Origin of the sequence: Parasegetibacter sp. NRK P23 (genome assembly GCF_023721715.1) — a bacterium.
Taxonomy (GTDB): domain Bacteria; phylum Bacteroidota; class Bacteroidia; order Chitinophagales; family Chitinophagaceae; genus Parasegetibacter.
Map to the genome: position 1 here is coordinate 38,158 of NZ_JAMDLG010000007.1, position 25,690 is coordinate 63,847.

Consider the following 25,690-nt stretch of genomic DNA (forward strand, 5'->3'; position numbering starts at 1 on the left):
GCGCTCATGCAAAAGTTGCTTTTTAGTTTTCTCGCCATCTTCAGTGCACTGTTCGCAGGGGCACAGCAGAATGAATGGGAAAACCCTGCGATCCTCGACCAGCACAAAGAGAAATCGCATGTTACGTTCATGTTGTATAACGATGCTGCCACAGCCGCCAAAGATGATTACGCGCAATCTTCCCGCTACCGTTCGTTGAACGGTGCATGGAAATTCGTGTATGCCGATAAGCCCGCGGATGCCGTGAAAGATTTTTACGCGCCCTCGTTGAATGATGCGGCCTGGAAGAGCATTCCCGTTCCTTCCAACTGGGAAATGAAAGGATTCGGTATTCCTATCTATACGAATGTTACTTATCCGCATCCGAGGAATCCCCCGTATGTAGATAATAATTACAACCCTGTAGGCACCTACCGCAAAACGTTTACCGTACCCGAAAACTGGGACGGTCAGGAGATTATCCTTCATTTCGGTTCCATATCAGGTTATGCGCAGGTATATGTGAATGGCCAAAAGGCCGGCATGACCAAAGCCGCCAAAACACCGGCGGAGTTTAACATTACAAAACTGCTGAAGAAAGGAGAGAACCTGCTTGCGGTTCAGGTGTACCGCTGGCATGATGGATCTTACCTGGAGGACCAGGACTTCTGGCGACTCAGCGGCATCGAACGTGATGTTTACCTGCAGGCTTATCCCAAATCCACGATCTGGGATTTCTTCCTGAAAGCTGACCTCGATGCAAAATATACGAACGGTATTTTCTCTGCGGTTGTTGATGTCCGGAAATTTGAAGGCGCTTCCAATGCAGGCGCTATCGTGGTGGAACTGCTGGATAAGCAGGGAAAAAACGTGTTCAGGCAAGAGAAAAAAATCACGGGTGGAACCGGTGATATCACCCAGGTTGCGTTCAACGGAACGGTGAAGAATCCTTTAAAATGGAGTGCGGAATACCCGAACCTCTATACATGCCTCATCACCCAGAAAGATGCAGCCGGTAAAACAATCGGCATCACTTCTTCCAAAACAGGTTTCCGTAAAGTTGAGATTAAGAACGCGCAATTACATGTGAACGGGATGCCCGTGCTGGTGAAAGGCACCAACCGCCACGAACACGATGAGGTGGATGGCCACACGCTTACCACCGAATCGATGATCCGCGATATTAAACTGATGAAGTTGTTCAACATCAACGCGGTGCGAAACAGCCATTACCCCAACGATCCCCGCTGGTACAAACTCTGTGATGAATATGGCTTGTACCTCGTAGACGAAGCCAACATTGAAACACATGGTATGGGCGCTGAGTGGCAGGGTGGATTCGATAAATCAAAACATCCCGCTTACCTTCCCTTGTGGGCACCGGCACACCTCGACAGGATTCAGCGTATGGTGGAAAGAAATAAGAACCACGCCAGTATCATCATCTGGAGCATGGGCAACGAATGTGGAAACGGTCCCGTTTTCTACGAGGCGTACAAATGGATGAAACAACGCGATGCTTCCCGTCCGGTTCAATTCGAACAAGCCGGTGAAAACAGCAATACCGATATCGTTTGCCCCATGTATCCCGGCATCAACGATATGAAAAGATATGCCGCGGCCACGGATAAAACGCGTCCTTACATCATGTGCGAGTACTCCCACGCCATGGGCAACAGCAGTGGGAACTTCAAAACCTATTGGGACATCGTGGCATCCTCCAAACAAATGCAGGGGGGATTTATCTGGGATTGGGTAGACCAGGGGCTGAAAACGAAAACCACCGACGGCCGTACTTTCTGGGCTTATGGCGGAGACCTCGGCGGATACCATTTGCAGAACGATGAAAACTTCTGCGCGAATGGACTGGTTGCAGCGGACAGAACACCGCACCCCGGTTTGTACGAAGTAAAACGGTATTACCAGCACATTAATTTTAAAGTGAAAGACGCGGCGCTGGGTATTGTAACGGTGAAAAATGATTTCGCGTTCACCAACCTCGATCAATTCGAGTTCAAATGGGCGCTTGCCAATAACGGTACCGAGGGAGAGTTGCGTCCATTCACCGTAGAACTCGCTCCGGGAAAAGAAAAGGACATCAAACTTCCTTTGCCCATGATCAAAGCTTTGCCGGGAACAGAGTTCTTCGTTAACCTTCATGCTTACACGAAGAATGCTACTGAATTGGTGCCGGCCGGTCACGAAGTGGCTACGGAACAATTTAGCCTGAACGGCGTATCCTGGTTCGCGCACGATTTCGATAAAGGTGGCGAACTGAAAGTGACCACCGAAGGCAACAGGTTGAAATTTACTTCCGGCAATGTAAGCGGTGAATTTGATACACGCAATGGCAACCTGAATTCCTATACCATCAACAACCACCGTGTGGTGGGCAGGTTCCCCCAGCCCTTCTTCTGGAGAGCGCCAACCGACAACGATTTTGGTGCGAACTTTCAATCTTATGCAGGTGCGTGGCGCACGGCCCACCTCAACAAAGAGGTGAAGAAAGTAACAGTAGGAGAGAAGAGCGCTGAAGGCATGAAAATTACCGTTGAATATGAATTGAATGATGTACAGGCGCCTTATGCGGTGGAATACCTCATTCAAAATGATGGTGCCATTAAAGTGACCGCGTCCATCGATCTTACCGGGAAGAAACTGCCTGAATTGCCGCGCTTCGGTATGCGCCTGGAACTGCCCAGACAATTCGATAACCTGGAATACTATGGCCGAGGCCCATGGGAGAATTACGAGGACAGGAACAACGCTTCTTTTATTGGCTTATTCAAAGATAAGGTGCAGAACCAATGGGTGAAGCACTATATCCGTCCGCAGGAAAACGGTTACCACACCGATACCCGCTGGCTCTCCCTGAAGAATGCCGCAGGTCAGGGTCTTGTGATAGAAGGCACCCAACCCCTCGGCTTTAGCGCGCTCAACGTAATGACTGAAGACCTGGATCCGGGACTCACCAAGAAGCAGCAACATCCCACTGATGTGAAACCCCGTGATAATGTGTTCCTCCACATCGATCTGCGCCAACGTGGCGTGGGTGGCGATAACAGCTGGGGCGCGCAACCGCACAGGGAGTTCCGGTTGATGGATAAGAAGTACAGTTATAGTTATATCATGCGGTTAGTGGAATAGCAGTTTTCCCGTTGCGTCGTAGCGTCGTTGCGAGAAATTATTTTTTTCTCGCAACGACGCTACGACGCAACGGATACCTTACCAGTTGAAAACTAATACTGTCAGAAATAAACTTACATGCGCCCAGCGAAATTCTTACTCCTCTGCCTCCTTTCTTCCCCCCTCTTCGCCCAGAAGAAAGGGAAACCAACCACGCAACCACCAGCCACTGTGCGCCAGCAATGGCTGATGCACATGCAGAAAGTAGTGCGCCCCGTGCTGTACAACCTGGCCAATGATAGCCTTAAAATCAATATGCCGGTAGAAACAGCGCCCAATATCGATAACAGGAATCACCGCACGCGGGTAAGCTACCTGGAAGCTTTCGGGCGCACCATGAGCGGCATCGCTCCCTGGCTCCAAAGCGAAGCCGGTGATGCCAACGAAAAGGCCCTGCGTGCACAATACCGCGCCTGGACCCTCAAAGCATTGGCCAACGCAGTGGATTCCTCCACCAACGATTATATGTTGTGGGACGGTGGACAACCATTGGTGGATGCTTCTTTCCTCGCCCTGGGCCTGGTCCGCTGCCCGTGGATCTGGGAAAACACCGATGAACTGACCCGTAAAAGAACGGTGGAGGTGTTTGTGAGAACACGGAACACTGTTCCGGTTTATTCCAACTGGATTCTCTTCCAGGCGATGATAGAAACGTTTTTCCTGAAATATGGCTATCCTTATGATAAAGTTAGAATTGAATTTGGTGTGAGGGAATTCGCGCAGCATTGGTACACCGGTGATGGCATGTTTTCCGATGGCATGAACTTCGCGCTGGATTATTACAATAGTTATGTGATCCAGCCCTACCTCACCGCGATCCTGGAGGTTACCGGAAAGAGTTACAACTGGTTCGTGCCGAAGTTCGATAAGATCAGTAAGCGGTACGCGGAGATACAGGAACGCCTCATCAATGCTGATGGAAGCTTTCCCGCTATCGGTCGTTCCATCGTGTACCGTGGCGGCGCTTTCCAGCACCTGGCCGATATGGCGGCACGAAAGCGATTGCCGCCAGGTTTAAAGCCCGCGCAGGTACGCGGTGCCCTTACCGCAGTGATTACGCGGACATTGGGTGCGCCAAAAACTTTTAATGAAAAGGGATGGCTCACGCTGGGCCTTTATGGAGAACAACCAGGTCTGGCTGATTTTTACATCACCACGGGGTCGCTTTACTTGTGCGCAACCATCTTCCTCCCGCTGGGCCTGCCGGAAACTGATCCTTTCTGGGCTGATCCGGACACGCCTTGGTCCTCCGCGGCCATCTGGAGTGGGCAAGACGCGAAGGTGGACCATGCCCTCGATCTGAAATAAAAATGTATTTTTAAAACTTACGGGATTTCCCCCAACCGGTTAAGCTATGTTCAAAAAAGTCTTCGTTAAAGCACTGCTTAGTGTGCTGTTTTTTTCTCCTGTTCTATCCACTTTTTCCCAGGATAAAGTTTACATGTTCAGCTATTTTAAAGGGAATGGAGAAGATGGCCTACACATGGCTTACAGCATGGACGGATTGAAATGGGAAGCGATGAACAATGATAAATCGCTGTTGAAACCCACAGTGGCCAGCGATAAACTCATGCGCGACCCCTGCATCATCAAAGGCGCGGATGGCCTGTTCCACATGGTATGGACCGTAAGCTGGAAGGATCGTGGTATCGGATATGCGTCTTCTCCTGATCTGGTGAACTGGTCGGAACAACAATTCATTCCTGTCATGATGCACGAACCGGAAGCGAAGAACTGCTGGGCACCCGAGATCACTTACGATAAAAAGAAAAAACAATATGTGATCTATTGGGCTACGACGATTCCCGGACGTTTCCCGGAAACGGATATTCCCGGCAACGACAATAACCACCGGATGTATTATGTTACCACAAAGGATTTTAAGAAATTTTCCACCGCGAAAGTGATGTATGATCAGGGCTTCAATGTAATTGATGCCACGATCCATAAGATTGGAAAGAAATTCGTCATGTTCCTGAAGGATGAAACAAAAGTACCCGTGGCCCAGAAAAACCTCCGCACCGCCACCAGTAAAAAACTGACAAGTGGATACGGAAAACCATCTGCCCCCATCACCGGAAAATACTGGGCCGAAGGACCAACAGTAATTAAAGTTGGCGATGAATGGATCGTTTACTTCGACAAATACACCGAACATAAATATGGCGCCGTTTCTTCTAAGGACCTGGTGAACTGGACCGATATCTCCGACAAAGTTCAGTTTCCGAAAGGCACGCGTCATGGTACCGTTTTCTCCGTCACGAAAGCTGAATTCGATAACATGCAGCAATTGCTGAAAAAATAACCCCGTTGTTTGCTTCGCTATTTAAATACGACATCATGAAAAAAGTTTCCATTGCATTGGCCCTTTCCGGTATGCTCTCCATTACCACCGCAACGGCTCAATCGCCCGCTACCATTGTGGTGCAGGCAGGTAAAACCATTGCCCCGGTTCAACCCACCATGTGGGGTGTTTTTTTTGAGGACATCAACTTTGGCGCCGATGGCGGCCTTTATGCTGAACTGGTGAAGAACCGCTCTTTTGAATTTTCTATGCCCATGATGGGCTGGCGGGAAACCAGGCGGAACACCGGGAATGTGCTGATCACCAATCACCAGGAAATGAGCAGCGCTAACCCGAGGTATGCAAAGATCACCATCAATGCACCGGACTCCGGTTACCAGCTGGTGAACGAAGGCTTCCGCGGTATGGGGCTGAAAGCGAATGATACCTACGATTTTTCGATGTGGGCCGATATGGGCAGGGCACGCAATGTGCAACTGGAAATAGAACTTTTAAATGAGAAGAACCAGGTAATCGGAAGTTCGCCTGTGGCGGCTTCGGGATCAGGCTGGAAGAAATACGTGGCGGCTGTAACCGCAAAGGAAACCACGGCCAAAGGCAAACTCCGTCTCGTATTCAAGGGAACGGGCGTTGTGGATGCAGATATGATATCCCTGTTCCCCCGCGATACCTGGAAAGGCAGACCCGGTGGTTTGCGCAAAGACCTCGTGCAACTGCTCGCCGATATGAAGCCCGGTTTCGTTCGTTTTCCAGGTGGCTGTATCGTTGAAGGGCGCGACCTGAACAACCGGTACCAATGGAAAAAAACGGTAGGCCCGGTAGAAAGCCGCGAACTTATCATCAACCGCTGGAACACCGAATTCGCACACCGTTCAGCGCCCGATTATTTCCAGAGTTTCGGACTGGGGTTCTATGAATATTTTCTCCTTTCCGAAGACCTCGGCGCGCAACCGCTGCCCATCCTCAACTGTGGTATGGCCTGCCAGTACAATACCGGTGAAGTGGTGGACCTCGACGAACTGGAACCTTACATACAGGATGCGCTGGATCTGATAGAATTCGCTAACGGAAGCGTACAAACGAAGTGGGGAAAGCTCCGCGCCGATATGGGGCACCCGGCGCCCTTCAACCTCACCATGCTGGGCGTGGGCAACGAACAGTGGGATGTGCAGTATATTGAACGTTACAAACGTTTCGAAAAAAGGCTCAAAGAAAAATACCCCGAAATAAAAATCATTTCCGGCTCCGGCCCGTATTATTCAGGTCCGCAGTTCGAGTACGCCTGGAAAGAATTGAAAAAGCTGGGCCCCGCTTTCATTGATGAGCATTATTATGTTAGTCCCGACTGGTTTTTCAACAACGCGAAGCGCTACGACTCCTACGACCGCACCGGTCCCAAAGTATTCGCGGGTGAATACGCCGCCCATGGTAAAGAGGATAAGGCGCCCGAATCGCGCAATACCTGGCTCAGCGCCCTGGCGGAAGCGGCTTATATGACCGGTCTGGAACGCAATGCCGACGTGGTGCAAATGTGTGCCTATGCGCCCCTGTTCGCCCACGTGGAAGCCTGGCAGTGGCGCCCAGACCTGATCTGGTTCGATAACCTGAAAGCAGTGGGTACCCCGAATTATTATGTTCAGAAACTTTACGCCAATTACAAGGGCACAAAAGTAGTACCCGCACTCCTGAACGGCGTTCCCGTTACCGGACAGGACAGCCTGTACGCAAGTGCTGTAATAGATGAGCCAACTGGTAAATTGTACGTGAAACTGGTGAACAACGCAGCGGTGGAACGCGTGATTAATATCCAACCAACTGGTTGGAAAAACACGAAGAAAGTAGGGGTAAAAACACTTTCTTCCACCGATCTGATGCAGTATAATTCTGTGGAAGAGCCCACTGCCGTAACACCCAAAGAAAGTACAGGCAGCGTTAAAAAAGGAATGCTTCAACTTACCGTTCCGGCAAAAAGTTTCCAGGTCATCGAAGTCGGCAACAAGTAAAATACAGTTCCACTACTTGAGTTGATCCTGCAAGAAATCCAACCCAAGTGTTCAGCAACACAGTGCTCAACGATTTACCATAACGTTAATGAAGGGATATTCGTCTTTCCCCACTAACCGAATCGAATACCCTGAACGCTGTCCCTCTCCCCCGGGAGAGGGGGCGGGGTGAGGCCCAAAAAAAGCCTGTATCGTTAGTGCGATACAGGCTTTTCCTATTTATAAACCCACCGGAATTGAACTTCTAATCCAGAAAATCTTCTTCCTTCGGCTTATACTTATCAAACAGTTTATCAATCGCTCCCGCGAACAACGGGAATTTCTCTTTTGTAAAATCTTTGATTACGGAAATGGCTTTGTAAGCCTGCTCCTCTGTTAAACCTTCCGCTTTCAGGCGATCCAGCAGATCATTCATTGACGTGTGATTTATTCGGTTATCAGGCTACTTTCAGCATATTCATCTTGCTCTTCTCGAACTTGCTTTTCGCATATTCTTCCGTGACATGGAACGATTTCTCATTAGAAGAGGGCAGTTCGAACATGGCGTCGGTAAGAATGCTTTCGCAGATGGAACGGAGACCCCTTGCGCCCAATTTGTATTCCATGGCTTTCTCCACCATAAAATCATACACGGCGTTATCGATCGTAAGGCTGATGCCTTCCAGTTCGAACAACTTCATGTACTGCTTCATGAGTGAGTTCTTTGGTTCGGTAAGAATCGAACGCAAAGTAGGTGCATCCAGCGGGTTCAGGTAGGTAACCACGGGCAGGCGACCCAGCAATTCGGGTATAAGACCAAATGACTTCAGATCCTGCGCATTCACGTATTGCAGTAAGTTCTTCTTAGCCGCGTCCTGCATTTCTTTGTTCACATTGAAGCCGATCGCGTTAGTGTTCACCCGGCGGGAGATCACTTTATCGATGCCATCAAATGCGCCGCCGCAAATGAAGAGGATATTCTGCGTGTTGACCTTGATGAGTTTCTGTTCCGGGTGTTTACGGCCCCCCTGTGGCGGCACGAGCACATCGGTACCTTCCAGGAGTTTCAGTAAACCTTGCTGCACGCCTTCTCCGCTCACATCACGCGTGATGGAGGGGTTGTCGCCTTTACGTGCGATCTTATCGATCTCGTCGATGTACACGATGCCTTTTTCAGCGGCGGGTACATCGTAGTTGCAGACCTGGAGCAAGCGGGTGAGGATGCTTTCCACATCTTCCCCAACATATCCGGCCTCGGTGAATACGGTCGCGTCCACAATGGCGAAAGGCACATTGAGCAAACGGGCGATGGTTTTGGCCAGCAGGGTTTTACCCGTACCGGTTTCGCCCACCATTACGATATTGCTTTTCTCGATCTCAATCTCAGAAGTATCGGTGGTTTTTTGCTGAAGTCTTTTGTAGTGGTTGTACACCGCCACGGCCAGTACTTTTTTGGCATCGTCCTGACCGATAATGTATTCATCCAGGAAGGTTTTCACTTCCATGGGTTTTTTCACGGTGAGTTTATATTGAGAGGATGGATTGTCGTCGCGCACCATCAGTTCCTGCTCAATGATCTCCTGGGCGTGTTCCACACAGTTCTCACAGATATGCCCTTCCTGTCCCGCGATAAGGATCTTCACCTCGTCTCTGCCGCGGCCGCAAAAGGAGCAATGTAAATTGTTCTTCGCCATGTATTGTTTCGTTTCTGATCGTAAAGGTACCCTTTAATAGGCACTCCTCATAGTAATAGACTATGAAAAACCCCTGTAATGCTGCATAAAACGGCAAATTACAGGGGAATTGTGGATAAATAGCTGATTGTTATAATTTGTCGATCACACCATCAACAATGCCATATTCCACGGCATGTTTGGCATCCATCCAGTAATCGCGGTCGAAATCCTTCATGATCTGCTCAAATTTCTTACCGCAATTCTCCGCAAGTATCCTTGCGCCCAGTTCTTTTACGCGCTGGGTTTGAACGGCCTGTATTTCAAGATCGGCGCTTACGCCCTGCATGTAGCCTCCCAGACTTGGCTGGTGAATCATCACCTCACCGTGCGGGTAGATAAAGCGTTTTCCTTTTTTACCGCCACTTAAAAGGATAGAACCCATGGAGGCAGCGAGTCCCATACAAATGGTGCTTACCGGCGACTGGATCATGCGCATGGTATCGTAAATTACCATACCGCTGGTAACCACACCACCCGGACTGTTGATGTAGAATTTGATCTCTTTGCCAGGTTCGTGCGCATCGAGCAACAGGAGTTTCGTTACGATTTCCCTTGCGGATTTATCTTCCACGGGTCCCCAGAGGTACACGCTTCTTTTGTCGAAGAAATATTTTTCAAGTTTCTTATTCAGCATCATCAGGTCATCTCTCTTATCTTCCGGTTGTTTTTCTTCTTCCTCGTCCATCCTGAAGGCCATCTTATTATAGTTTGAAAGATTCATGGTGTAATTTTTTTGAATGTTGAATTTTGGATGTTGGATTTTGAATTGAGCGCCAGGTGCACTTTTCATTCAAAATTTAGAATTCAAAATCCAAAATTATTAGTCTCTGTGTTCTTTCCTTGGATTCTGAATCAATACCTCATCCACGAGGCCGTAGGCTTTCGCTTCTTCGGCGGTGAGCCAGTAGTCGCGGTCGCTGTCGGTTTCGATCTGTTTGGCATCTTTCCCGGTGTGGAAAGCAGTGATGTCATACAGTTCTCTTTTCAGTTTCCTGATCTCGTTCACGGTGATTTCGATATCGCTGGCTTGTCCGCCGATGGCGCCACTGGGTTGGTGGATCATTACGCGGCTGTGTTTCAGCGCGGTCCTTTTTCCTTTGGTACCTGCGCAAAGCAGTACCTGTCCCATGGAAGCGGCCATTCCAATACAGATGGTGGATACATCAGGAGAAACATACTGCATGGTATCGTACACACCTAATCCTGAATATACGGCACCTCCCGGGCAATTGATGTACATCTGGATATCGCGGGCGCGGTCGGTACTGTCGAGGAACAACATCTGTGCGATGATGATGTTGGCCACTTCATCGTTGATGGGGTAACCGAGGAAGATGATGCGGTCCATCATCAAACGGCTGTACACGTCCATCACGGCGATGTTCATGGGACGTTCCTCAATGATATTCGGGGTGAGATTGGTAACGAGATTTGGATCGATGGTGTTGGTAATGTGCTTGTTGTAGTCGTGCAACGTGAGGCTGGACATGCCTCTGTGCTTCACTGCGTATTTTTCGAATTCTTTGCCTGGATTCATATTCATTATTTTATCCTATTTAAGAATGGTGTGCCTGTTCTTGCTCTCAAATCTCCGTCCAAACACTTAAATTTCCAAATTACTGTCAGGCTGGCATGAATCGATGGTTTTTTCGATTTTTTCCAACTCGGTATCCAGGTCCGAAAAATCCGTCCAGGCTTCGGGTTGTTCCAGGGTAAGCGAGGCGAGCCAGATCATCACCATGGCGATATAGTCCTGCATGTCCTTTCCTGCAAATGAGGTTTTGAATTCCAGAATTTTATCGTTCACTTTTTTCACGGTACGACGCACTCCTTCTTCATCTTTGGGATGAATGCGGATGCGGTAGGTGCGGTCGCCGATGAGGATATTTACTGGAATAAGCGCTTCGGACATAATGTCTATTGTGTTCTGGATTAATCGTTCAGCATGGCGAGGCAGCGGTCGATCTCTTTGATGTATTGCTGCAGGCGTTTTTCCATGGCTTCCCGTGTGGCATCATCCCAGCCTTTGCCGGTATTCATTTTCAGCAGTTCCAATTGTTCAGTGAGTTGGCCCACAAGGTTGGTTTGGCTGGCCAGCTTTTCCTGCCAGGCCGCTGCCTGTTGTTTTAGTTCGGCATTTTCCTTCCGGAGCCCGGTGAGTTCTTTCACCAGGCCCTGGAGTTTGGATTGAATGCGTTTGGTATGTTCAAGTTGCTGGTGCATGGTTAACCTTTCCTGATTTCGGCGGCCAGTTCTTTTTCGAGCGCGTTCATCAGTTGTTGCATCATCGCGTCGATCTCTTTATCGGTGAGGGTTTTCTCCTCATCGAGGAACGTGAAGTTCACGGCCAGCGACTTTTTCCCCGCGCCCAGTTTCTCGCTTTCGAACACGTCGAAAAGACGGACTTGTTGCAGCAACGGGAGTTTCACCGACCTGATGGCCGCTTCCACCTTTTCAAAAGCCGTGCCGCTTGTAACCACGAGGGCCAGGTCGCGTTCTACCGGCAACTGTTTGGGCAGTTCGCGGAAAGCCTTTTGTTGTGTGGCCGCCATTTTCATGAGTTGATCCCAGTTGAAATCGGCGAACAGCACGGGTTGTTTGATATCAAATTTTTTGAGTGAGGCATTGCTTACGGCTCCGAAACGAACCAGCGAATAGCCCTGGCATACCGCTTCCAGTCCCTGCGCCATATTGGCCGTTGCAGGCGCTTCCACCAGTTTTTCAGGCTTCAGGCCGCAGGCGCTCAATATGTTCAGCACCACGCTTTTCAGGTAATAAAAATCTGCCGCCTGTTCTTTGGCGTTCCAGCTGCCGGCGACTTTATTCCCTGTAACCAGGATGGCCAGGTGTTGTTGCTCGCTGTACGCGCCAGGTCCTGAAGTATGGTAGGTTTTGCCGAATTCAAAGAAACGCAGGTTCTTCTGACGGCGGTTCAGGTTGAAGGCTACGGATTCCAGTCCTGTTTCCAGGATGGAGGGACGCATCACATCCAGTTCAGCACTCAGGTTGTTGAGCATCTTCACCGTTTGCTGCAGCACTTCTTCATCATAATAAGCGCTGTTGGTGATGGAGTTGGTGAATATCTCGGCAAAGCCCATCCCGTTCAGGAAACCGGCGATCTTTTCCTGGTAATGGTATTTGTGGCCGTCGGTTTCTACGGAAGGCGTGATGGAGATAGCTTCGGGAATTTCTACATTGTCCAGGCCATCTATGCGCATGATCTCTTCCACGATATCGGCCGGAAGGGTGATATCGGGTTTACTGTAAGGAACGGCCCACCAGGTATCGTCCATCCCTTCTTTGAGGAAGTCGAAACCAAGACTGGTAAGGATTTTCCGCATGGTATCGGGATGGTAATTCTTACCACTGAGTTTTTTCAGGTAATGGTGCTTGAGGGCCACCTGCACCTTCTCTTTGGGGTTCGGGTACACATCCACGATATCCGATGAAATTTCTCCTCCGGCGATCTCTTTGATGAGCAGTGCGGCACGGCGGAGTACGTTCACGGTATTGGAAATATCCACCCCTTTTTCAAAACGGGTGGCGGCATCGGTACGCAACCCGTGGCGGAACGAAGTTTTCCTGATGTCAATAGGATTGAACCAGGCGCTTTCCAGGAAGATTTTTGTGGTAGTATCCTTTACGCCACTTGTGAGTCCGCCAAACACACCGCCGATGCACATGGGGTCCTCTGCGTTGCAGATCATCAGGTCTTCTGGGTGGAGTTTGCGTTCCTTTTCATCAAGCGTGATGAAGGGCGTATTTTCAGCGCAGTTCTTCACGATAACGGTGTTGCCTTTTACTGCATCGGCATCGAAGGCGTGCAGGGGTTGGCCCGTTTCGTGTAAAATATAGTTTGTGATGTCAACGATATTATTGATCGGGCGCACGCCGATGGCCTGTAGTTTATCCTGCATCCATTTAGGGGATGGGCCGATCTTCACGCCAGATATACTCACGCCGGCATACCGCTGGCAGGCTTCTTTGTTCTCGATGGTTACTTTGATGGGCAGGTCCTGGTTGTCGGCTTTGAACCCGTTGGCGAACGGTGTTTTCACCCTGAAATCCTTTTTCTCGTGGTGGGTGAGGTAAGCGCAAACATCGCGCGCCACACCAAGATGGCTCATCGCGTCCATGCGGTTCGGGGTAAGACCGATCTCGTAAATGATATCTGAATAGGGTTTAAAGAGTTCCGCAGCAGACATCCCTACAGGCGTATCAGCAGGTAATACCATAATTCCCGCATGACTTTCACCCAGGCCAATCTCATCTTCCGCGCAGATCATGCCGTAGCTTTCCATGCCACGTATCTTGGCCACTTTCATGGTTAACGGATCACCGGTTTTAGGGTAGATGGTGGTACCAACGGTGGCCACAATCACTTTTTGTCCGGCGGCCACATTAGGAGCCCCGCAAACAATTTGCAGCGGTTGAGGGCCACCGGTATTCACGGTGGTGAGTTTCAGTTTATCGGCATTGGGATGTTGCTCAGCGGTGAGCACCTCGCCTGTCACCAGGCCCTGAAGGCCGCCTTTCACCGCTTCGTATTTCTCCATTGATTCCACTTCCAGTCCTATGGAGGTGAGTATCTTCGAAAGCCTTTCCGGTTCAATCTGGGTATTCCCGGCCGCCTGGCCGGGCATGGGGGGAAGATATTCACTCAGCCAATTGTAAGAGATCGTCATTGTATGATATGGTTATTGGGCGCAAAAATAGGGTTTTTTGGCCGGTGGCGGTGGAAGAGTCTGTGTTGAGGTTATAATGATCTTTTATTTTGGTTTTTTTGAGATAATTTTTATTAAATAATTCAATATCAATTATCTATCTTTTATTATTATCTCCTAATCATTAATAAATTAGGAGATTTCTACTTTAAAAGTCCTAATTTGTGAACAAATATGAAGAAATATGCGCATTCCGGAACTTCCGCCCAATCTTCAGGGCAAAGAATTTAATTATGGTTCTATCCTTGATGACCTGGTTACTGCCGGAAGGTTCTATGAATTTTTGGAACTGACAGAGAATAAATATTATTACTGGGATAAATGGAAATACATCGCCAGAAGCTGGGGATTTGATCCTTTGAAACTATGGTACGCGGTTAAAATACGACGCGCATCCTATAAAGTTATCACACCTTCAAAAAGGGAAAATTTCAGATTCAGAATAGCTTCACCTTCTATTGTGCAGGAATACCTTCATGAATTTGACATGCACCTGGGTGGGTTTTTACAGGGCGATCATCTTATACCCTCCGTTGAAAAGGAGCGTTATCTTATCAGCACATTGATGGAGGAGGCCATTGCCTCCAGTCAGCTTGAGGGTGCCGCTACTACAAGGAGGGTCGCAAAAGAAATGTTGGAAACAGCCAGAAAGCCGAAAAACAGTTCGGAACAGATGATCCTCAACAACTTCAACGCCATGAAATGGATCATGGAACACAAAGAAGAACCATTTTCCATTAAAAACCTGAATCATTTGCACGGTACGCTCACCCGTTCTACGCTTTCAAAGGAGGAGGAAGGCGCTTTCCGAAGTGATGACAAGGTAAAAGTGATCGATAATCAAACAGGAAAAGTATTGCATGTTCCCCCATCATTCGAACACCTGGATGAGCTTATGGAGGATTTTTGTGCATTTGCGAACGATAAAGACACCGGCGCATTCTTCATACATCCAATTACAAAAGCTATTGTTTTACATTTTCTGATTGGCTACATACATCCTTATTCCGATGGTAACGGAAGAACAGCCAGAACTATATTTTACTGGTACCTGATTAAAAAGGGGTATTGGCTTATTGAATACATGTCGGTATCCAGGATTATCCTCAAATCAAAGTCCCGGTACGCTATGGCTTATTTGCATACGGAACGCGACAGTAACGACCTTACATATTTTGTAATGTATAACCTGAGGGCCATTCATATTGCATTACAGGACCTGAAGTCTTATGTTGGCAGAAAAAATGCAGAGAAGCAACAGGCGTTGACCATGCTCAGAAATACTGATTTTAATGATCGCCAGATCGCTATTATACACGAAATAACGCGTGATCCCTCCTTGTATTTCTCGGTAAAGCAAATTGAAACCAGGTTCGCAGTGAGTAACCAGACGGCCAGAAATGATCTTGCAGGACTTGTTCGCAGGGGAATCCTGAACGATCGTAAAACAGGAAAGAAAGTTCATTTTCTTCCTGCTAAAAATTTCATGGAAAAGCTCGGACTGAAATAGCGAACTTTTCTTTACCGCGGTCAAGTCAAACTCTTATTTCGGCTTATACCCGCTCTGCAAAAACAAATCTTTCGCCCCAATCCGCATCAGCGAATCGGGCTTTATTTCCGGGAACTTACTCATGTATTTCTGCACCATTTTCCAGCCCACAAACTGCCCTATATTGCCGGGAGAGTTAGGGCCAAGTACTTCTGTAGAAGGCGCATCGCCAACGAATATGCGTATCATGGATTGGTCCAGTGTATAGATGTCCGTTGTTTTGAGCAGTACGTTCCAGATGGCGCCCTCGTTCTCCCTGCAGAAAGCCAGTTGATCCGCAGTAAAGCCGGTTTTTAAGGAATCAGGTGTTCCAGGAAGCAACAGATCCAGCATGTAGAGTTGTTTTCCTGAAGAAACGATTTTCTCCAGCAGGGAACTTTCGTTGGGATCAATAGGGTACATATCGTCCAGCACGGCTTTCATCGCGTTCACGGGAATATAAGCCGGTTCAAAGCGCCGTGAGATGTATTCGGGGAACATGGCCTGACCCTGCATGGTTTTGTAGAAAAAGAAATCCTTACCGCCATACAGTTGCAGCCCGATGGCCATGGCGTTTTCGGTAAGCGCGACACCGGGCGCATCAAAGGGACCAACATACACTACAACTTCCGGAACAGCGTATTCGGGGAAATAGTATTTTAAGTGCCTGAACGCTTCCAGGAGCGCGGGCTCTGTTTTGTCCCAGGCTTTCCGCGTTGCGGCGAGCGAATCATAAACCGGACGATAACTCGTCAAAAAGAATTGAAAAGCCTGCGCTGCCTGGGGTGGCATGGTATCACTCACTGGCCCGATGCCCAGAATATATTGGGAGAAATCATTGGTGAAAGAAGGATAACGCTGCTTCAGTTGCAGCAATGCCTGCTGCGGTTGGGCCGTATCGGCTGCGAACACCGCGCTGTCGAACCGGAGCACGTCCATTTTTACCTTAATATGCGACACATCGGGATGGCCGGAACCCCCGCAACCCGCTAATGTGATCAGGATGACTGAAATAAGTGGAAGGACGCTAAATTTGCGGTTCATAGTCAATAGCTTGTAAATGTGAGCGTAAATTTAGCAACTTGCAGTTGAACCGGGACCGTTAATTGCATTTTGTGAAGATGCTTCATTCAACCTCAAAACAAGGCCTCATGTTAATAAAACTTGCGCAGCAGAATTACCATATCGGGAACTTTGAACAGAACGGGAACAAAATGATCGCGGCCATCGAAGCCGCAAAGCTGGAGGGGATCGACCTTATTGTTTTTTCTGAACTCTCCGTATGCGGCTATCCGCCCCGCGATTTTCTCGAATTCAGCGATTTTATTGAGCAATCGTATCAAACCATTCAGCGCATCGCGGAACATACCCGGGGCATTGGTGTCATTATAGGCGCCCCCGCCAGGAACCCCATCAGGGAAGGGAAAGACTTGTTCAACGCGGCGTTTTTATTGTATGAAGGGAAGATACAGGGAGAAGTACACAAAACATTGCTGCCCACCTACGATATTTTTGATGAATACCGCTATTTTGAACCCGCTTACGAATGGAAGGTGCTGGAATTCAAAGGAAAAAAACTGGCCATTACCATATGCGAGGACATCTGGAACCTGGGCGATAATCCACTGTACAGAGTTTGCCCCATGGATGTGCTGATGGCGCAACAGCCCGATATCATGATCAATATTTCCGCTTCTCCTTTTGATTACGACCACGATGAGGCACGGAAAGCCATTGTTCAGGCCAATGTGCGGAAGTACAAACTGCCCATGGTGTATTGCAATGCGGTAGGTTCTCAAACCGAGATCGTTTTCGACGGAGGAAGCCTTGTATACAACGCATCGGCGAAACTGGTTTCCGAACTGGGCTATTTCACGGAAGATACAGCCGTGGTGGAATGGAACGAAGAAGGAATAACATTGGTGCAAGGACAACCTCCGCTGCCGGTAGAACCTTCTCCGGCACTCACTTCTGCTACCTTATCGGATTACCTCGTCGAAAAAAGGAACATCGGCCAGGTGTATGAGGCTTTGCTGATGGGCATCCGCGATTACTTTTCAAAAATGGGGTTCACCCGCGCCATCCTTGGCAGCAGCGGCGGTATCGACAGTGCTGTTACCCTGGCGCTGGCCTGTGAAGCACTCGGTCCGGAAAATGTTCGTGCCATCCTTCTGCCATCCCCATATTCCACAGAACATTCCGTGAACGATGCCGTGGAACTCAGCAGGAACCTGGGCAATCCTTATGATATCGTGGCTATTAAGGATGTGTATGAAACCATGTTGGAAACCGTACAACCCATTTTCGGTAACCTGCCTTTTTCCCTGGCGGAAGAAAACATGCAGAGCCGGATACGGGGAAATATACTGATGGCCATCGCCAATAAATTCGGTTATATCCTCCTGAATACTTCCAATAAAAGTGAACTGGCCACCGGCTACGGCACGCTTTATGGCGATATGGCCGGCGGGCTCAGCGTGCTGGGCGATGTGTACAAAATACAGGTGTACGCCCTTGCGCAGTACATCAACCGGCACAAAGAAATTATCCCCCAACACATCATTACCAAAGCGCCTTCCGCCGAGTTGCGGCCCAACCAAAAGGACAGCGATAGTCTGCCCGACTACGACCAACTCGACCAGGTGCTTTTCCAATACATCGAAAAGAGGATGGGACCCGGCGCCATCATTGCCGCGGGATTTGATCCGCAACTGGTGAACAGGGTATTGAAACTTGTGAACACCAACGAATACAAACGCAACCAGTTCTGTCCCATCATCCGGGTAAGTACCAAGGCCTTCGGGGTAGGTAGAAGAGTGCCGATTGTAGGAAAATACCTTTCGTAAGCAGGTGTTTTGTCAGGAAAATTGTCCGTGATTTCAGCTTCGTTTTATGCTATGTGATAATGGTGAAATCTGTAGTTTTTGGTAAAACCGGTGCCACCGAGGTGCTTTTCCGCTACCATCCGCGTGTTTACACAAAGCGGCAACCCGTTTTTTTATCGTTTGCCGGACGGAAAAAAACGGATCCGCTCATCATTTCCTTGGGCCACCCTGTTCTTTTTTTGGCCAACTCTTTGCATACTTCTTTAAATTGCACAACACGAACATCTAAACCAATCGCTTAAAAGTATGGTGAAAACAGCCGAGGATATCCGTTTGCTGAACGAGAAGATACAGTTGGCGGGCAATTTCACGGAAAGATTGCAGCAGGAGCTTTCCAAAGTGATCGTAGGACAACAATACATGCTCGATCGCCTGCTGATCGGGTTATTGAGCAACGGGCACGTACTGTTGGAAGGCGTTCCCGGTCTGGCCAAAACCCTTACCATCAAATCACTGTCGCAAGCGGTGGACGCGCATTTCAGCCGGATTCAGTTCACCCCCGACCTGCTTCCCGCCGATGTGCTGGGTACCATGATCTACAACCAGCAAAAGCACGAGTTCGTGGTGAGAAAGGGGCCCATCTTCGCCAACTTCATCCTCGCCGACGAAATCAACCGTGCCCCCGCCAAAGTGCAGAGCGCCCTCCTCGAAGCCATGCAGGAAAAACAGGTGACCATCGGCGAAAACACCTATCGTTTACAGGAACCCTTCCTCGTACTGGCCACCCAGAACCCATTGGAACAGGAAGGCACTTATCCGCTGCCCGAAGCGCAGGTAGACAGGTTCATGCTGAAAGTAGTCGTGGGCTACCCCTCCAAATCCGAAGAACAACAGATCATCCGACAGCAGGTACTCGGGGAAGGAGCCGCGAAGGTGAATCCCGTGGTGTCCATGCAGGAAATACTGGAAGCGAGGGACCTCGTCCGTTCGATTTATATGGACGAAAAAGTTGAAAATTATATCCTGGACATCGTGTTCGCCACACGTTTCCCGGATCAGTATAAACTCTCCAAACTCCAGCCACTCATCAGTTATGGCGGTTCGCCCCGGGCCAGCATCAACCTGGCGCTCGCGGCCCGTGCACATGCTTTCCTCCAGAAAAGAGGCTATGTGATACCCGAAGATGTACGCAGCATCGCCAAAGATGTGATGCGCCACCGCATAGGGCTCACCTACGAAGCGGAAGCCGAGAACATCAGTGCCGAAAATGTGGTGGATGAAGTACTCCGTGCCATCGATGTGCCATAACCTATGAGCAACATCCAGACCATATTAAAAAAGGTACGTGAACTCGAAATAAAAAGTAAAAAGCTCACCAACCACCTCTTCGCAGGCGAATACCATTCCGCCTTCAAAGGAAGGGGTATGCTTTTTAAAGAAGTACGCGAATACCAGGCGGGAGACGATACCAGGTTCATCGACTGGAACGTATCCGCAAGGCTCGGGCACCCGTACAGCAAAGTTTTTGAAGAGGAGCGTGAACTCACGATGATGCTGATGGTAGATATTTCAAAGAGTTCTCTCTTCGGCACTTCTCACCTCCGTAAAAAGGACCTTATCACTGAAATATGCGCCGTACTGGCTTTCAGCGCCATGAAGAACCAGGATAAAGTAGGCGCTGTATTCTTTTCGGATCGGATCGAAAAATACATCCCCCCGAAAAAAGGACGCGACCATATTCTTTACCTCGTAAGGGAACTGCTCACCGCCGAACCCAAAGGAAAGGGCACCCGCATTGAAGAAGCGATCCGTTTCACCAACAATATGCTGAAGCACCGCTGCATCGCTTTCCTGCTCAGCGATTTTGTGGATGAACAATATGAAGATGCTTTAAAAGTGGCCGCCAGAAGGCATGACCTGATCGGTATAAAGGTTTATGATAAAATGGATATGGAACTGCCGCGCGTTGGCCTGATGGAAGTGGAAGATGCTGAAACCGGCGCCACTACCTGGGTAGATACTTCCAGCGCTAAAGTGCAGTACGCCTATAAACAACAGTTCAGCTTAAACGAAGCACAGTGCCAGGAACATTTTAAGAAAGCGGGCGCCGACCTGCTCTACATCAGAACAGATGAGGATTATGTGAAAGTGCTGCAACAGTTTTTTATCAAAAGAATGTAAGTGTTGAAGAACCCATTACGATATATACCAATTTTCCTGCTGAACTTCATTTGCCTGTCCGCATTCGCCCAGTTGCAGGTGCAGGCCAAAGCTGATAAGCAAAAGCTATTCATCGGCGATCAGTTTCGGTTAAACATATCCGTTACTGGCGACCAGAATGCGATTACCGGTTTTCCCATCGCCGATTCGCTTCCGGGTTTTGAACTGATTGAACAGGGGAAGATAGATACCAGTATTCAGGGCGGAATGGTCCTGCTTCAACAGGAACTGGTGCTCACCAGTTTCGATTCCGGCAGGCAGGTTATCCCGCCGTTTCACCTGGAAGTGGGGGATCGCATTTACCGGTCCGATTCCATTCCTATTGAAGTCACGTATTCTCCCAACGGCGTTCCGCAGGAATACCACGATATCAAAGATATACAGGAAGTAAAAGGCGACATCAACTGGTTGTACTGGATCGCCGGTGTTGGCAGTCTGCTGGCGCTCGTGCTCATCTTTTTCTGGTGGAGAAAGAACCGCAATAAGCATCCGGCCATCAAGCGGTACGAGCACCTTTCTCCTTACGAAGAAGCCATGAAATTGCTGAACGACCTGGAAACGGAGGAGATGCCGGTAAAAGAACGGTACACGCGCTTGACCTACATTTTCCGCATTTTCCTGAAACGAAAGTTCAATTGGAACGCGTTTGGAAAAACAACTTACGACCTGCTGCTGGAAGTGGAGAAAACGCCTTTGCCGGAGGATGATTACAAATTGCTGGCGCAAACCCTGCGTACCTGCAACCTGGTGAAGTTCGCGAAGTATGAACCGGCACCGAACGAGCACAGCACGCATATTGGCAGCATCCGCCACATTATTAAAAGTTTAAACAACCAACCATAGTGCTGTACGACTGGCTGCAACATATCGTTTTCGCACGTCCCTGGGTGTTATGGGCGCTGTTGCTGATCCCGCTGATGGTGTTCTGGTACATCCGTTCCCTGAGGCAGGGTAAAAGCACCTTGCTGGTATCTACTACAAAACATTTCCAATCCGGTTCCTGGAAGCAGTACCTGAGGCACCTGCCTTTCATTTTCAGAGCGCTGGGTATGGCCGCGCTCATTGTTGCGCTCGCACAACCGCAGGAACGAAACACGGAAGAACAGTTCAACGGGGAAGGGGTGGATATTATGTTGTGTATGGATGTGAGCGGCAGTATGCTGGCCCAGGATTTCCAGCCGAACAGGCTCGAAGCCGCGAAAGAAGTGGCCGCAAATTTCATTGATCAGCGCCTCACCGACCGCATAGGCCTGGTGATCTTCTCCGGAGAAAGTTTCACGCAATGCCCACTCACCACGGATAAAGCCATCCTCAAAAACCAGCTCTTCAGCATGAGAAGTGGATTTTTAGAAGATGGTACCGCCATCGGTTCCGGGCTCGCCACCAGCCTGGACCGCCTAAAAGACTCCAAAGCCGCTTCCCGCATTGTGATCCTGTTGACCGACGGGGAAAACAATGGTGGTCTTATCGATCCCTCCACGGCCAGGGAAATGGCGAAAACACTGGGCATAAAAGTATATACCATCGGGGTAGGTTCTGAAGGAATGGCGCCGGTACCACAACAAACTTCCCGCGGCGTGATCATGCAGATCGAAAAGGTGAACATCGATGAAAAACTCCTCACCCGCATCGCAGAGGAAACTGGAGGCAAATACTTCCGCGCCAAAGACAAGGAAGGGCTGAAAACCATCTACCAGGAGATTGACAAGTTGGAGAAAACTAAAATTGAAGTAACCACATATACCCGTTCAAACGAAAAATTCTTCCCATTCGTGGTACTTGCGCTGGGATTGCTGGCGCTGGAGATGATACTGCGTTACACGTTGTTGCGGAAGTTCCCGTAAAAGAATTTTGGATTTTGAATGTTGGATGTTGAATTTTATGCAGATTGCGTTGGATTCGGCACAAATTCCAATCCAAGCTTATCATTCTAAAAACACCATACTGAAAGCACTCGTTTACAAATCAACCGGCTCCTGGTACCAGACCAAAACCGAAAGCGGAGCACCCTGGAACGCCCGGATCAAAGGCATTTTCAAAATTGATGGCATTACCTCCACCAACCCGGTTGCCGTTGGCGATTGGGTAGATATGGAAGTGGAAAATGAACTGGAAAAAACAGCCACCATTACCCATATTCATGAACGGAAGAACCATATCGCGCGCCGTTCCCCAAATAAACAATTCAGTCAGCATATCGTGGCAGCCAACCTCGACCAGGTATTGCTGATCGCCACACTGAAGGAACCCCGCACTTCTCAGGGATTCCTGGACAGGTTCCTGGTAGCGGCGGAAGCATACCATGTGCCCGCGGTGATCGTGTTCAATAAAACGGATGTATATAAGAAGAAGGAACACGCTTTACTGGAAGCGCTCCGGGAAATGTACACCGCTATCGGCTACAAAGTGGCCGGTATGAGTGTGATGAAAAATGAAGGGGTGGAAGAGGTAAAGGCTTTGCTGAAAGATAAAACCACCTTAATGAGCGGACACTCCGGCGTGGGAAAATCCACCTTTATCAACGCAATATTCCCTGAACTGGACCTGCGTACCACCGAAGTGAGCGATTGGAGTGGAAAGGGCATGCATACCACTACTTTCGCCGAAATGTTCGACCTGCCTTTCGGGGGGAAAATAATTGATACCCCGGGGATCAGGGAATTTGGACTGGTAGATATCCCCAAACAGGAACTTTCCCACTATTTCCCGGAAATGCGCGCGCTTTTGCAGGAATGCCAGTTCAACAACTGCCTGCACATCAACGAGCCGGGTTGCGCCATCAAAGATGCCGTGGCCGAAGGTATTATCTCCGAGAACAGGTATGTGAGCTATTACAATATCCTGGAGTCGATAGAAGAAAAAAAATGGTAGTGTTAAGCCCTGAATTTCTTTGCTTTAGGAAGTTTCTCTCCACTCATTAATCTTTCGGCACCCACATTCTTTCCATTGGTGGGGCATCCGCTTTTGCGGGAACACGCGGTCAGCAATATCATTGCGGCTGCCATCAGGAGCGTACATTTCAAAAGATGTGATACAGGTTTCATGGGTAGGATTTTCTTTAAAACGAATTCCATCCGTGCTTATTATTTGAACCAACCCGAATACATCAGGTAATTGTTGGCGATGCGTTCAATTTCCCCGTGGATCAGCTCATGGGAGATGTCTTTTACTTTTTTGGCGGGAACACCGGCGTAAACGGATCCGGGTTCCACAATGGTACCTTCCAGCACCACTGCGCCTGCCGCTATAATGGAATGGTTGCCAATCACGGCATTGTCCATCACAATAGCGCCCATCCCAATCAGCACATTGTCTTCCACGGTGCAGCCGTGCACAATCGCATTGTGTCCGATGGAAACACTGTTGCCGATTTTAGTGGCTGTTTTCTGGTACGTGCAATGGATCACCGCGCCATCCTGCACATTTACTTTATTCCCCATGTAAATGGCATTCACATCTCCCCTTACTACCGCGTTGAACCAGATGCTGCAATCGTTGCCCATCACCACCGTTCCCACAATCGTGGCATTGGGGGCGATGAAGCAGTTCTCTCCGAAGCTGGGTTCAATTCCGTTCACGGGCAGAATAACGGGCATATCTTTTTGTATTGGTTATAACACGCAAAATAGGCAAGAAAACCAATAAATAGCGCAACTTTGCCGCATGGACGCATTGAAAGTAAAAGCCCTGGGAAAAAGACAGTTGTTCCTGCAACACGTAGCACAAACCTCGCCTGCGCCGCTGGCGATAGATGTGGTGAAAGCGAGTGGCTGTACCTTATGGGACGCCGATGGCAAGACTTATACCGACCTGATCGCCGGGATCAGTGTATGCAATATTGGTCATTGCCATCCTGCTGTGGTGCAGGCCGTGAAAGAACAGGCTGAAACCTACATGCACCTGCTGGTGTATGGTGAACTGGTGCAAACCCCGCAGGTGGCCTATGCCGAATTGCTGGCCAACCATCTTCCTGCTGCGCTGGACTCCATTTACTTCACCAATTCAGGAGCGGAAGCCACGGAAGGTGCGATGAAGCTGGCCAAACGTGTTACAGGTCGTACCCGCATCATCGCTTTCAACAAAAGCTACCATGGCAGCACACAAGGCGCGCTGAGTATGATCGGTGATGAATACTGGCGGAACGCCTACCGTCCTTTGCTGCCCGATATTCTTCATTTGAACTACAACGAGCATTCCTCACTGGAATATATAACCGAAGATGTAGCGGCGGTATTTGCGGAAACCATCCAGGCTGAATCGGGCGTACACGCACCTTCCTTCGAATGGATGCAGGCGCTCCGCGAAAAATGCACCGCCACCGGCACCTTACTGGTACTGGATGAGATACAGGCAGGCTTTGGCAGAACAGGTACTTTATGGGCCTTTGAACAATACGGCATAGTACCCGATATCTTATTGCTGGGTAAAGCCCTGGGCGGCGGGATGCCCCTGGGCGCCTTTGTTTCTTCCCATAAAAATATGTGGACCTTAACGGAGAATCCGGTACTCGGGCATATCACCACGTTTGGTGGTCACCCGGTGTGTTGCGCGGCCGGCTACGCCGGGATGAAAGCTTTGATAGAAGAGGGTTACATGCAGGATATCCCGGAGAAAGAAGCGTTGTTCCTTACCAACCTGAAGCACCCCCGCATCAAAGCGGTGCGCAGCAAAGGACTATGGCTGTCGATCGAATTCGATTCCTTCGACACCAATAAAAAAGTAATTGATTTCTGTATTGAGAACGGGGTGTTAACGGATTGGTTTCTTTTCGCGCCGGAGTGTTTGCGAATCGGGCCGCCACTGAGTATTACGGAAGAAGAGATTGTGGCTGCTTGCGAGGTGATTGTGCGGGCGGTGGAGGCGGTGGGGTAGTTTTTTTCACGCGATTGCTTTGTGCTGCGCACTATGCAACGGAAAGAAGCACTGCTTCGTTCCTCGCAGGAGCAAGGCAGCAAGGCCTTAATTATTGGGGAGTTGCTGTTTAATTGTAAAGGTACTTTTGGTTTTATTTCTCGCAACGACGCAATGACGCAACGCTGGTCGTTGATTTAATTTCTTGTTGAGATTATTATTAACGGCACTTATTTTTTTCTTCTGGGGAAAAATTAAAATATTTCACAGTAAGGGATAACCGAAAATAAATATCATAAATACCAACCATTCGTCAGCTATTCAACAGCCCGTTGCGTCGCCGCGCCGTTGCGA

Annotated in this window: 22 protein-coding genes; 12 read left to right on the forward strand and 10 right to left on the reverse strand. The window is 49.1% G+C overall.

Annotated elements, in window-relative coordinates:
* Window positions 1-6 precede the first annotated feature (6 nt).
* From M4J38_RS16865 to M4J38_RS16880, 4 genes are all read left to right on the forward strand, one after another.
* Entirely contained in the window at window positions 7-3,126 is a 3,120-nt protein-coding gene (locus tag M4J38_RS16865) for a glycoside hydrolase family 2 TIM barrel-domain containing protein (protein WP_251760975.1), read from the forward strand.
* A gap of 117 nt (window positions 3,127-3,243) precedes the next feature.
* On the forward strand, window positions 3,244-4,473 hold the full coding sequence (locus tag M4J38_RS16870) for a DUF2264 domain-containing protein (protein ID WP_251760976.1): 1,230 nt from the start codon (window positions 3,244-3,246) through the stop codon (window positions 4,471-4,473).
* A 46-nt stretch (window positions 4,474-4,519) separates the two neighbouring features.
* On the forward strand, window positions 4,520-5,470 hold the full coding sequence (locus M4J38_RS16875; protein ID WP_251760977.1) for a glycoside hydrolase family 43 protein: 951 nt from the start codon (window positions 4,520-4,522) through the stop codon (window positions 5,468-5,470).
* Window positions 5,471-5,505: 35 nt separating this feature from the next.
* Window positions 5,506-7,473, forward strand: a complete 1,968-nt coding sequence (locus M4J38_RS16880) for an alpha-L-arabinofuranosidase C-terminal domain-containing protein (protein ID WP_251760978.1) — start codon at window positions 5,506-5,508, stop codon at window positions 7,471-7,473.
* Between the two features lie 244 nt (window positions 7,474-7,717).
* Here the strand turns inward: M4J38_RS16880 and M4J38_RS16885 are convergent, their stop codons facing one another.
* From M4J38_RS16885 to pheT, 7 genes are all read right to left on the reverse strand, one after another.
* Window positions 7,718-7,888: a hypothetical protein gene (locus M4J38_RS16885; RefSeq protein WP_251760979.1), complete on the reverse strand. Its 171-nt coding sequence runs from the start codon at window positions 7,886-7,888 to the stop codon at window positions 7,718-7,720.
* Window positions 7,889-7,910: 22 nt separating this feature from the next.
* Complete coding sequence (clpX, locus tag M4J38_RS16890; RefSeq protein ID WP_251760980.1) at window positions 7,911-9,146, reverse strand: ATP-dependent Clp protease ATP-binding subunit ClpX; 1,236 nt, start codon at window positions 9,144-9,146, stop codon at window positions 7,911-7,913.
* Between the two features lie 130 nt (window positions 9,147-9,276).
* Window positions 9,277-9,909 (reverse strand): ClpP family protease, encoded by a 633-nt coding sequence (locus M4J38_RS16895; RefSeq protein ID WP_251760981.1) that lies wholly within the window; start codon window positions 9,907-9,909, stop codon window positions 9,277-9,279.
* 99 nt (window positions 9,910-10,008) lie between these two features.
* Window positions 10,009-10,725: a ClpP family protease gene (locus M4J38_RS16900; RefSeq protein ID WP_256469241.1), complete on the reverse strand. Its 717-nt coding sequence runs from the start codon at window positions 10,723-10,725 to the stop codon at window positions 10,009-10,011.
* Between the two features lie 66 nt (window positions 10,726-10,791).
* Window positions 10,792-11,100 (reverse strand): cell division protein ZapA, encoded by a 309-nt coding sequence (locus tag M4J38_RS16905; RefSeq protein ID WP_251760982.1) that lies wholly within the window; start codon window positions 11,098-11,100, stop codon window positions 10,792-10,794.
* A 20-nt stretch (window positions 11,101-11,120) separates the two neighbouring features.
* On the reverse strand, window positions 11,121-11,411 hold the full coding sequence (locus M4J38_RS16910) for a hypothetical protein (RefSeq protein WP_251760983.1): 291 nt from the start codon (window positions 11,409-11,411) through the stop codon (window positions 11,121-11,123).
* Window positions 11,412-11,413: 2 nt separating this feature from the next.
* A complete protein-coding gene (gene pheT, locus M4J38_RS16915) occupies window positions 11,414-13,873 on the reverse strand; it encodes a phenylalanine--tRNA ligase subunit beta (RefSeq protein ID WP_251760984.1) in 2,460 nt (819 codons plus the stop codon).
* Between the two features lie 223 nt (window positions 13,874-14,096).
* On the opposite strand from pheT, the gene M4J38_RS16920 reads away from it, so the two are divergent.
* Window positions 14,097-15,422, forward strand: a complete 1,326-nt coding sequence (locus tag M4J38_RS16920) for a Fic family protein (RefSeq protein ID WP_251760985.1) — start codon at window positions 14,097-14,099, stop codon at window positions 15,420-15,422.
* Window positions 15,423-15,455: 33 nt separating this feature from the next.
* Here M4J38_RS16920 and M4J38_RS16925 read toward each other — a convergent pair whose 3' ends face one another.
* Complete coding sequence (locus M4J38_RS16925; RefSeq protein WP_251760986.1) at window positions 15,456-16,484, reverse strand: hypothetical protein; 1,029 nt, start codon at window positions 16,482-16,484, stop codon at window positions 15,456-15,458.
* Window positions 16,485-16,591: 107 nt separating this feature from the next.
* Here M4J38_RS16925 and M4J38_RS16930 point away from each other — a divergent pair, with 107 nt between their 5' ends.
* The 6 genes from M4J38_RS16930 to rsgA all read left to right on the forward strand — a co-directional run bounded on the left by M4J38_RS16930 (window position 16,592) and on the right by rsgA (window position 23,356).
* Window positions 16,592-18,286, forward strand: coding sequence for an NAD+ synthase (locus M4J38_RS16930; protein ID WP_251760987.1), 1,695 nt, complete (start codon window positions 16,592-16,594; stop codon window positions 18,284-18,286).
* Window positions 18,287-18,571: 285 nt separating this feature from the next.
* Window positions 18,572-19,573, forward strand: coding sequence for a MoxR family ATPase (locus M4J38_RS16935; protein WP_251760988.1), 1,002 nt, complete (start codon window positions 18,572-18,574; stop codon window positions 19,571-19,573).
* A 3-nt stretch (window positions 19,574-19,576) separates the two neighbouring features.
* Window positions 19,577-20,446, forward strand: a complete 870-nt coding sequence (locus tag M4J38_RS16940) for a DUF58 domain-containing protein (RefSeq protein WP_251760989.1) — start codon at window positions 19,577-19,579, stop codon at window positions 20,444-20,446.
* Between the two features lie 3 nt (window positions 20,447-20,449).
* On the forward strand, window positions 20,450-21,328 hold the full coding sequence (locus M4J38_RS16945; protein WP_251760990.1) for a BatD family protein: 879 nt from the start codon (window positions 20,450-20,452) through the stop codon (window positions 21,326-21,328).
* On the forward strand, window positions 21,328-22,329 hold the full coding sequence (locus M4J38_RS16950; protein WP_251760991.1) for a VWA domain-containing protein: 1,002 nt from the start codon (window positions 21,328-21,330) through the stop codon (window positions 22,327-22,329). The genes M4J38_RS16945 and M4J38_RS16950 overlap by 1 nt, the downstream gene beginning before the upstream one ends.
* 37 nt (window positions 22,330-22,366) lie before the next feature.
* Window positions 22,367-23,356, forward strand: coding sequence for a ribosome small subunit-dependent GTPase A (rsgA, locus tag M4J38_RS16955; protein WP_251760992.1), 990 nt, complete (start codon window positions 22,367-22,369; stop codon window positions 23,354-23,356).
* A 2-nt stretch (window positions 23,357-23,358) separates the two neighbouring features.
* On the opposite strand, the gene M4J38_RS16960 is transcribed toward rsgA, so the two are convergent.
* Both M4J38_RS16960 and M4J38_RS16965 read right to left on the reverse strand, forming a co-directional pair.
* A complete protein-coding gene (locus M4J38_RS16960) occupies window positions 23,359-23,529 on the reverse strand; it encodes a hypothetical protein (protein WP_251760993.1) in 171 nt (56 codons plus the stop codon).
* A gap of 39 nt (window positions 23,530-23,568) precedes the next feature.
* Window positions 23,569-24,081: a gamma carbonic anhydrase family protein gene (locus M4J38_RS16965; RefSeq protein WP_251760994.1), complete on the reverse strand. Its 513-nt coding sequence runs from the start codon at window positions 24,079-24,081 to the stop codon at window positions 23,569-23,571.
* 67 nt (window positions 24,082-24,148) lie between these two features.
* Here M4J38_RS16965 and M4J38_RS16970 point away from each other — a divergent pair, with 67 nt between their 5' ends.
* Window positions 24,149-25,357, forward strand: a complete 1,209-nt coding sequence (locus M4J38_RS16970; RefSeq protein ID WP_251760995.1) for an aspartate aminotransferase family protein — start codon at window positions 24,149-24,151, stop codon at window positions 25,355-25,357.
* The last annotated feature ends 333 nt before the right edge of the window (window positions 25,358-25,690 follow it).